We start from the raw sequence: 8,879 nt of genomic DNA on the forward strand, positions 1-8,879 counted from the left end.
GCATGGAGGAGCGGATCGCAAAGGGCCTCGAAGCGCAGTTCGACAAGCACCGCATCGTCTTCTGGTACGATCCGGCGCACGAATTCCGGCAGGCATTTGAGGCACTGACGCTCGATGGCGTCGAAAAGATCGAGGTGGCGAACACTGAGTTCGCGGTGAAGTATCGCGTCCTGCGTGAGGAGCCGAAGCGTCGTTTTTTGCTCTATCGGGAGGGACCGCGGCCGGCCGACATCGACAACTGGCTGCTCGACGTGGAGTTGGCGCATGGAGTGTTCAAGAGCGATCAGGTCGCGATTTGGCTGGCGGACCTGGGATTGCCGATCAGCTTCGAGGACGTGGTTCGGGAACATCAGGAATTCTTTCGCTCCGGGCGTCGGCTGGAGAAGCTCAAAGCTGCCGTTCGCGGAGACGACACGAAGGTGAAGCTGCGTCTGAGGATGCTCAGCGTGTGCGCCGGGGCCGACGGCGACTTCGATACGGTTGTCGAGGCGTTGTTGGGAGAGCTGGCAGCCGGCAAAGATGACAGCCTGCGATTGATCGACCGTGTCGGCTTGAGCGGTTTCCTCTGGGATCAGATGGAACGATTCTTTGGCTACCGTGCTGGAGAAGGGAGCGTCGGTGACTTCGCGATCACGCTGTTCAAGTCCTGCTACCAGAGCGCGGTCGGTGGAGAAGCGAATCTAGCTCCCGAGGCCCTCGTGTTCTTCCGTCGCTGGAAGAACAACCGGAATGCAGAAGAAGCCTTTTCTGCCCTCTCGGCCGAATATGCCGGGGCGCTAGGCGTGGCACAGGATCTCGCCAAACGCGATTTCCGCACGTTAATCGAAGTGGACTACTTCGAGGAGGTCGACCGGGCGATCATCCGCGCACTGGTCCATGAGGTTGGCAACCAGACTGTGGCGCAGGGAGATGTCCTGAACTGGATCCGTCAGCGTCGGCAGAGCCATTGGTATGCTGCCTATCGCGACCTCTATGAAGCGATCGGCTTCGCCGCCGAGTTCCAGCAAGCAATGGCGCAGGTCACGCTCGGCATGACGAGCTTGATGGAAGGCGTCGAGCGTTACGCGAAGAGCTGGTTTCGGATCGATCAGCTCTACCGGAAATTCATCTGGCGCATGCAGAAGTCCGGCCAGGCGACGCTCATGCGCGAATTGTTCGAGCAGGTCGAGAACCATTACGTCAACAGCTACCTTCTGCGCCTGAACGAGGCCTGGCAGACGCATGTCGACGGAGCTGAAACCTGGTCAGCGTCCTCGATCCCCGCACAACGCAGTTTCTACAGGGAGCATGTCGGCGAATTTCGCCGACGCGATCAGAAGGTGTGCGTCATCGTTTCCGACGCGCTTCGCTATGAAGTAGCGGAGGAGCTGCGAGAACGCATTCTCAGCTTGGACCGCTACGAGGCAGGCATCGATCCGATGTTCGGCAGCCTTCCGAGCTACACCCAGCTCGGGATGGCGGCGCTTCTCCCCAACGGCGAGCTGCAGATCGCGGACAACGACAGCGGCACCGTTCTGGTGAATGGTCAGAGTTCGCAGGGTATCGAGAACCGCAGGAAGATCCTCGCGACAGGACGGTCGGGCGACAGAACGACGGCCGTGAAGGCGGAGGACCTCATGGCGCTGGACAGGGACGAGGCGCGAGCGCTCGTCCGCGATCATGACGTCGTTTACGTCTATCATAATTTGATCGACGCGATCGGCGACAAGCGGGATTCAGAGGAGCGCGTTTTCGAGGCCGCCGAAGACACGATCGAGGAGGTTGTGCGGATTGTCAAAAAGCTAAACGGCGCCAACGCCAACAACATGATTGTGACGTCCGATCACGGCTTTATCTACCAACACCGCCCCATCGAAGAGAGCGACTTCTCCTCGGCGCAGGTCGAAGGTGACGTGATCCTTTTCCGCGACCGGCGTTTCATCCTTGGCCACGGTCTGAAGGGCAATCTTGGTTTGCGACACTTTACGCCGGAGCAGGCCGGTCTCGAAGGCTCGGTGGAATTGCTCATCCCCAAATCCATCAATCGACTTCGTCGGCAGGGATCGGGGAGCCGGTTCGTGCATGGCGGCGCGACCCTTCAGGAGGTTGTCGTTCCCGTCGTCAAGATCAACAAGAAGCGACAGAGCGACACGACCGCCGTTGAGGTGGAGATCATTGGAAGCTCCAACCAGTTGATCACGTCGAGCCAGATTTCGGTTCGCTTCTACCAGGTGGAGGCCGTCACGGAGAAAACCCAGACGCGCGCACTCAGAGCGGGGATTTATGCCCAGTCGGGCGAGTTGATCTCGGACAGCCACGAGCTTGTGTTCGACTTCCGATCTGAGAACGCGCGCGAGCGCGAAGTCCCGGTCCGGTTCCTCCTCCTCCGTCGGGCCGACGAATTCAACGGCCAGGAGGTGGTTCTGAAGCTGGAGGAGCGGCATGGCGACACGTCCCACTTCAGGGAATATCGCACAGCTCGCTACACGCTGCGTCGAAGCTTCTCGAGCGACTTTGATTTTTGACGGGGGATCCAATGACCGCGCTGGACGACAAGATCAACGAATGTTTCCCCGGTTTGGTGGTTCGCAAGGATTTGGTCAAGGCGGTAAAAGGCAATGCCATTGTCCCATCTTACGTGTTGGAGTTCCTGCTCGGCCAATACTGCGCCACCAACGACGAGAGCTCGATCCAATCGGGGATCGAGACAGTAAAGGAAATCCTCCGCAAGCATTACGTCCACCGCAACGAAGCGGGGCTGATCCGATCGAACATTCGGGAAAAGGGCCGGTGGAAGGTGATCGACAAGATCAGTGTCGATCTCAACACCGACAAAGACGCCTATGAGGCGACTTTCGCCAACTTAGGCATTAAGAAAGTCATCATCGACTCCGACACTGTGAAGGCCCATCCCAAACTGTTGGTTAGCGGCGTCTGGTGCATTGCCGACGTCGAATACGAGCACAGCGAGGATAAGAACGTCGAACCTTGGATCTTGGGCAGCATCAAGCCGATTCAGCTATCGAAGTTTGACTATGACGCATTTCTCGGCGCGCGTGCGGGATTCACGACCGATGAATGGATCGACCTGCTGTTCCAGACGGTCGGCTTCGATCCAGAGATGTTCGGTCGGCGCAGCAAGCTCCTGCAATTGATGCGCCTCGTTCCGTTCGTTGAACGAAACTACAATCTGATCGAACTGGGGCCGAAGGGCACCGGCAAGTCTCACATCTTCTCGGAGTTCTCGCCGCACGGTATCCTGATTTCAGGAGGTGAAGTTACGGTTCCGAAACTATTCGTCAACAACAGCTCGGGGAAAATAGGACTAGTCGGCTACTGGGATGTGGTAGCCTTCGATGAGTTCGCCGGCAGGCAAAAGCGGGTCGATAAGGCGCTCGTTGACATATTGAAAAACTACATGGCCAACAAGAGTTTCTCGCGAGGGGTGGAGACTCTCGGCGCCGAAGCATCGATGGTATTTGTTGGGAACACCAAGCACAATGTTCCGTACATGTTGAAGCACACGGACTTGTTTGAGGAACTTCCAGAAAAATACTATGATTCGGCCTTTATCGACCGGCTTCACACCTACTTGCCAGGTTGGGAGATCGATGTCATTCGCGGAGAAATGTTCGCATCCGGGTATGGCTTCGTCGTAGACTATTTGGCCGAAATCCTTCGGCATATGCGCAATGACGACTACTCCAATCGCTACCAGGACCTGTTCACGCTCTCGTCGGATATTTCGACGCGTGATCGCGATGGGGTGAACAAGACGTTCTCAGGGATGATGAAGTTGCTCTTCCCGGCAGATAACGCAACCCCTGCCGAGATGGAGGAGATCCTGTATCTCGCAATTGAGGGCAGGAAGCGGGTTAAGGATCAGCTTCTTCGGATCGACAATACGTATCCAGAAACGGATTTTTCTTTCACAGCGATTGATGGCCGCAAGGTAGTTGTCAAGACGCTCGAAGAAACAGAATATTCTCAATACTATCACAAACGGGCGCCCGCTCATGACCAAAGTGGACCTGACAGTGCAGTCAATGATGACACACCTGTCTCGCAAGCTTCTGAGACGGTGGCGGAGGAGGAGTTTTTTGCAGGTCCGCGCGAGGGGCACAAGATTTTCAACGAGAATCAGAAGGGCGTCACCTATTCCGAACTTTTCTGGCCATGGCTTAAAGGCGCAACGAATATCATAATTACTGATCCCTATATTCGCATGTTTCATCAGGTTCGGAATCTGATGGAGTTCATTGAGATGGTTGCGGTGCGGAAAACGCCTGGTGACGAGATCGTGGTGCGGCTTATCACTTGCCAAGATGAGATATATCCAGAAAAGCAACAGGGAAATCTCGTAGCTGTTGAGAGCGCGTGCGAAACGGCTGGCATCAAATTCTCTTGGGAGTTCGATGCAACGAATACGATTCATGCTCGCCATATCACGAGTGACACCGGTTGGAAGATTAGTCTCGATCGAGGGCTCGATATCTTTCAAAAGTTCGAGATGAACGATGCATTTAACTTGGCCAATCGCTTGCAGGAGTATCGCCAAGTTAAGACGTTCGAGATCACGTATCTTCGTAGCGACGGCAGATCAGGATAGCAGCAGTGGGCGACGATCATCCCCCGATGAGACGAGCAAGCCTATCAATTTCAGCCATATCGAGGCCTGATCCGGCCGTTTCCTTTGTCTCAATGAGGATGTCGCCGCCTGCCTGCTCATCAATCGGTCGTATGCCCGCTGCAAGATAAGCAGCTCGTTTGATTTGCCAACGAGCAGCGTATTGCGGGTCCGAGAGCATGCCGAGATGCTCCCAGTAGTAGGTCACGCCGGAATCGTCGTCGACGATCGTGAAGTCTGGCCACCGCATTTTCCCATCGAGTTGCAATGGCTGTTCGTAGACATAGGCGATCCCCATCCCGTTCAACTTTTCAGCGATTGCTAACTCAGATTTGGACCGCACGAACTCGCCGCGGCTGGTGCGATGTAGGAGATGCTTGTCGAGAAAACGCGGACCTGAGATTGTCTTGACCGCGACCGGTCCGGGCGCTTCGAAGAGATCCGTCATCCGCCGCGCTATTTCCGAGGCGGACGGGTCCGAGTACCGCCTCAGGGCACCGATATCGTCTTCGTGAAGAAGTATGAGTTCTTGCCGGTGTCGAGTTATGGCGGTGTAGAGGAGCTCCCGAGATAAAGGCCGACAGTTGCGCGGTAACACCAGGAATGTCCGCTCGAATTGGCTACCCTGTGTCTTGTGGACAGTGAGTGCATACGCCAGTTCGAGATCGGGCGTGCCTTCCTCACCGGAAAATTCGCTGGCAAAGTAGGTGAACTTAACGCCCGGCTGGCTGGCGAACTCGACCTCGAGATCGCGCGGGCGGAATTTCATCTTACCTGTCTTATAGCCCCCAACTACGATCCCGATGTCACCGTTAGCGACGTAAGCACGCTCTTGGCGCGGATAGGTGCGTCGGCGGCCATTGTTGCGAAGATTGATGACTTTGTCGCCCCACAGGACACCTTGAGGCCCGGCGGGTTTTGGGTATTTGGCGTACGGTGTCAGCGCACGATCACGTACTTTGCTGCGAAATCGTCGTTGAATTGAAAGGTTGATCGCTTCCACGCCGGGCGGGCCGGCCCGAACGGGCGAGAGTACCTGCCAGTCATGCGCTGACGCCGCGGCACCGCCATCCGTCTCTTCGGCGCGCCTCGCCCAGAACAGGACGTGCCCCTCCCACTCGCTTCCGCCGATGCTGAGCTCAAATCCACGTTGGTCGGCGCCATCGGCAAGTTCCAGCCCGCGGACAATTTCTTCGGCCAAAGTAGGTTCGAGATCGCTCGGGAGAGACCAATGAGCCGTCCGCACGTGCGACAAGGTGCCGGATTTGAGCGAATCCCATACCTCGTCTGCGCCAGCGTCCAAAGGCTCTCCGCTGAATTGCCGGGCTAACAGGACATCGCCGCGATCGGTGCCGCGCTGTCGGCCGATGATGGTAAGCTCGGCATAGCCAGGGGCGATCTTCGGGAACTGTGGTGTATCCTCAGACGGTGCGAGTTGACGACAGATATCCACGAAGGGCCTGCCGGCACCGATGGGCGGAAGCTGTCGAGGATCGCCAACGAGGATCAACCGGTCGACACCCTCGATTGCGTCGATGAGTGCAGCGAGTTGATCTTCGGTCAGCATCGAACACTCATCCACGATGACGGAGCGAAAGCCTTTCTCGCGCGGTGCGTCGGGATTCCGGAAATAGCGTCCGCTTGTCCCATCATACCTTTCGTAGCGTTGAAGGAACTGGGCAAGCGTCATGCCTTCACCGAGACGCTCGGTCGCTTCTTCTAACCGAACACGCGCCTTTCCCGTGGGAGCAAGGAGAAGGATGCCTCCGGAGTTTATCTCTGGCAGGTCACACAGGACCCTCAATAGCGTGGTCTTACCCGACCCCGCAGGACCGATAAGGACCGAGAAGCGCCCACATGCGAGTTGCTCTAGCGCGCTCGTTTTCTCGCGCCGTGCGAGGTCTTCGACCTCAGCCTCGACTCCGACGCCGATTGCCGGGAGAACCGCATCCACGAGTGAGCGCCAATCGTGGACTATTTGATGGCGTCTACCCCCGACGCGCTTCCGCACCGCGTTGGTGATCGCGGTGCGCGACGCGCCATAGCGCCGAAGCTTCAACGCGAATTCACCGTCAGATGTCCGGGCAGCCTCCAGGCTTTGCGCGAGGTAGTCCGCAACCATGTCGATGACATCCTCATCGACCACGCAGCGAGGATCGAGGGGTGCCTCAATCGCCCGGCTCACGATCCATCCTCGCGGCAATAGAGTGTGCCCTTCGTTTTGGACCGCATACTCGAGCATGTCGATGATCAACGCCCTAACACGACGCTTGTCGATTCCGTCGGTCATCGTTGTTCCCGCGGGTAGCGGGGCAGCTTCGCGAATTGCATCGACCGGAAAGACGCCACGATCGATCACGCCAAAGGGTATCCTCTGGGCGGCGGTCTCGTCTCGCTCGAACAGAAGATACGGGTTCCCCAAAAGATCCGCGTCGCTTGCAGGTTCGTTGAAGACGTCTCGCTGGCTCGGCTGGTAGGCCCGCAGCGCCTGCTCCGCTGTCAGGTTGCATCGAGCGACGAGATCGAGAAGCTGACGTCGTGCCGGCGCAAGGCTCTTCCATTTCTCACGGTAGCTCGCGCCAAATCCTAACTTTTCAGCTTGCGGAAATCCGGAGGGCGCCTTCACGATGCCGTCGATGAATGCGAATGCGTTAAACACTTCTCCTTCGCGGCTTCCAACACGCACGATCTCATGGGCGAGGAGGGATCCATGTTCCAGACCGAAGGCACTCAGGGCGCTCCCGAGGCCGGGATGGATGCCGCGAGCGGTCCACAGGCGGGCGATCTCGCGGTCTATCCAAGCGAGCGACGCCGAGACGTCGGTCTCCACCACCTTTGCAGTCGACCGCAATGCCGCGGCGCAGGCGAGCAGCGAGGCAATCGCACCATCGTGACCGAGATGCTCGGAACCATAAGAGAAAGCATCGAACTGGTCCGCTGGTGCGAAGGCAACGCAATCCTCAATGGCGATAGCTGCGTCTGTCCGAGCGGCAGCGAGGACATCGTAATAGGGCATGAGGAAGCCATCGCTGCCATCGGGCCGTAGAGAGTGTCGGACACAGCGCTCCCAGAGTACGCCGCGAAGGTCACCTGCGGATTCATACGAATACTCCGTGTGCTCCCCCACGCCGTTAACCCTTGCGACGCCAATGATGACCCGGTTTGAACTCTCTGACAGAGGTGTCTTCTTTGCGTAGAAGAAGCAAAGAGAGGCTTTTGGCTGAAGGGCACCAAAGAAGGTGTCTAACATGATCAACTGGTTCGATCTGTCTTGCACCCAGCCGGTTTGGAAAGACAGATCTGGCTCCCGCTCAGGGTCGTAGGCGAGGCGCAACGCCGCAGCTTTGCCAGGATCCCCTGCGTTCTCGTCTCCTTCGACGTTGGATTTCAGCATCCAGCCGAATGGAATACACGCCGCCGAGTAGGCCTCAATGCGAAGCTTCGTCTCGCCGAAATGGCCGTGCGTCTCGGGGCTCGACTGCTTGTACGGGTGTTGCTTAGTCAAGACGAGGTCATGATCGGACATGAAACCGCCTCGCTCATCGATGCAAGGCGGAAGCTCCGCAAACGAGAGTTCATCGAACAGCTTCCCGGCTACGTTATCCTCGCTATCACGCTTCGCTGATGCGATCCGTCCGAGAACGAGACAGGCGGTATTCTCTGATGGGGCGTTGCAAACGCGGCCATTCCAACCGCCATCGTGCCACGGCACCCGAATCGTGATGTGTTGCCACGGCAACCGTCCGGAACCCGTGATCATATCCCCCCCCCCACTCATGCGGTGTCTCCAGTTGTTCCGCCAAAGCAAGCGGCTTAGTCAACCGCGTTAAGATCGAGGTTACCCGTCATGAAATGATCGGGCAAACCACCCATTCCTCACCAGTGCGACCAATGTTGTCGTGAGCAAAAGTGACGCTGCTATAGCAACATGAAAATTGATAGATTGCGGCAAGGTTCATTGATGCGAACGAGTGGCAGCTACATCACTGTCGTCTGCGAGACTGGCCCCTTTGCAACCGGCCCCTTTCTCGTCTGTCAGTGAATTTCCCAACGGCGCTGGAAACGGGAGGTTTCACACGGGAGCTGCCAACAAATGTCGGTATCGGTGGTTGCGAGCCCCCGCAACCACCGATACAAACACTCCCGAGGAAGCCCCTCTGGGAGTGTTTGTTTTTGAAGCCTTTCCAAGGGCTTGCCGTTCCGTCCACGCCAAGATCTGACCCAGTTCGCCGTAAGAGCCGGATTCAAAAGTTCATGACGGGAAACAATATCG

General features: G+C 57.3%; 3 protein-coding genes. 2 read left to right on the plus strand and 1 reads right to left on the minus strand.

The features are described 5' to 3' along the window. Positions 1 to 2: 2 nt before the first annotated feature. Complete coding sequence (gene pglZ, locus K7H91_RS23890) at positions 3 to 2,504, plus strand: BREX-1 system phosphatase PglZ type A (protein WP_230722689.1); 2,502 nt, start codon at positions 3 to 5, stop codon at positions 2,502 to 2,504. 11 nt (positions 2,505 to 2,515) lie between these two features. Further along, entirely contained in the window at positions 2,516 to 4,588 is a 2,073-nt protein-coding gene (gene brxL / locus K7H91_RS23895) for a BREX system Lon protease-like protein BrxL (protein ID WP_230722690.1), read from the plus strand. Between the two features lie 16 nt (positions 4,589 to 4,604). On the opposite strand, the gene K7H91_RS23900 is transcribed toward brxL, so the two are convergent. Then, positions 4,605 to 8,366, minus strand: a complete 3,762-nt coding sequence (locus K7H91_RS23900) for an ATP-dependent DNA helicase (RefSeq protein ID WP_230722691.1) — start codon at positions 8,364 to 8,366, stop codon at positions 4,605 to 4,607. Positions 8,367 to 8,879: the final 513 nt, after the last annotated feature.

Origin of the sequence: Martelella mediterranea (assembly GCF_021021415.1) — a bacterium.
Classification (GTDB): Bacteria; Pseudomonadota; Alphaproteobacteria; order Rhizobiales; family Rhizobiaceae; genus Martelella; species Martelella mediterranea_C.

Excerpts from the sequence above, each read along its gene's own strand:
- pglZ (WP_230722689.1), top strand. The coding sequence starts at position 3 with ATGGAGGAGCGGATCGCAAAGGGCCTCGAAGCGCAGTTCGACAAGCAC.
- brxL (WP_230722690.1), top strand. The coding sequence starts at position 2,516 with ATGACCGCGCTGGACGACAAGATCAACGAATGTTTCCCCGGTTTGGTG.
- K7H91_RS23900 (WP_230722691.1), bottom strand. The coding sequence starts at position 8,366 with ATGATCACGGGTTCCGGACGGTTGCCGTGGCAACACATCACGATTCGG.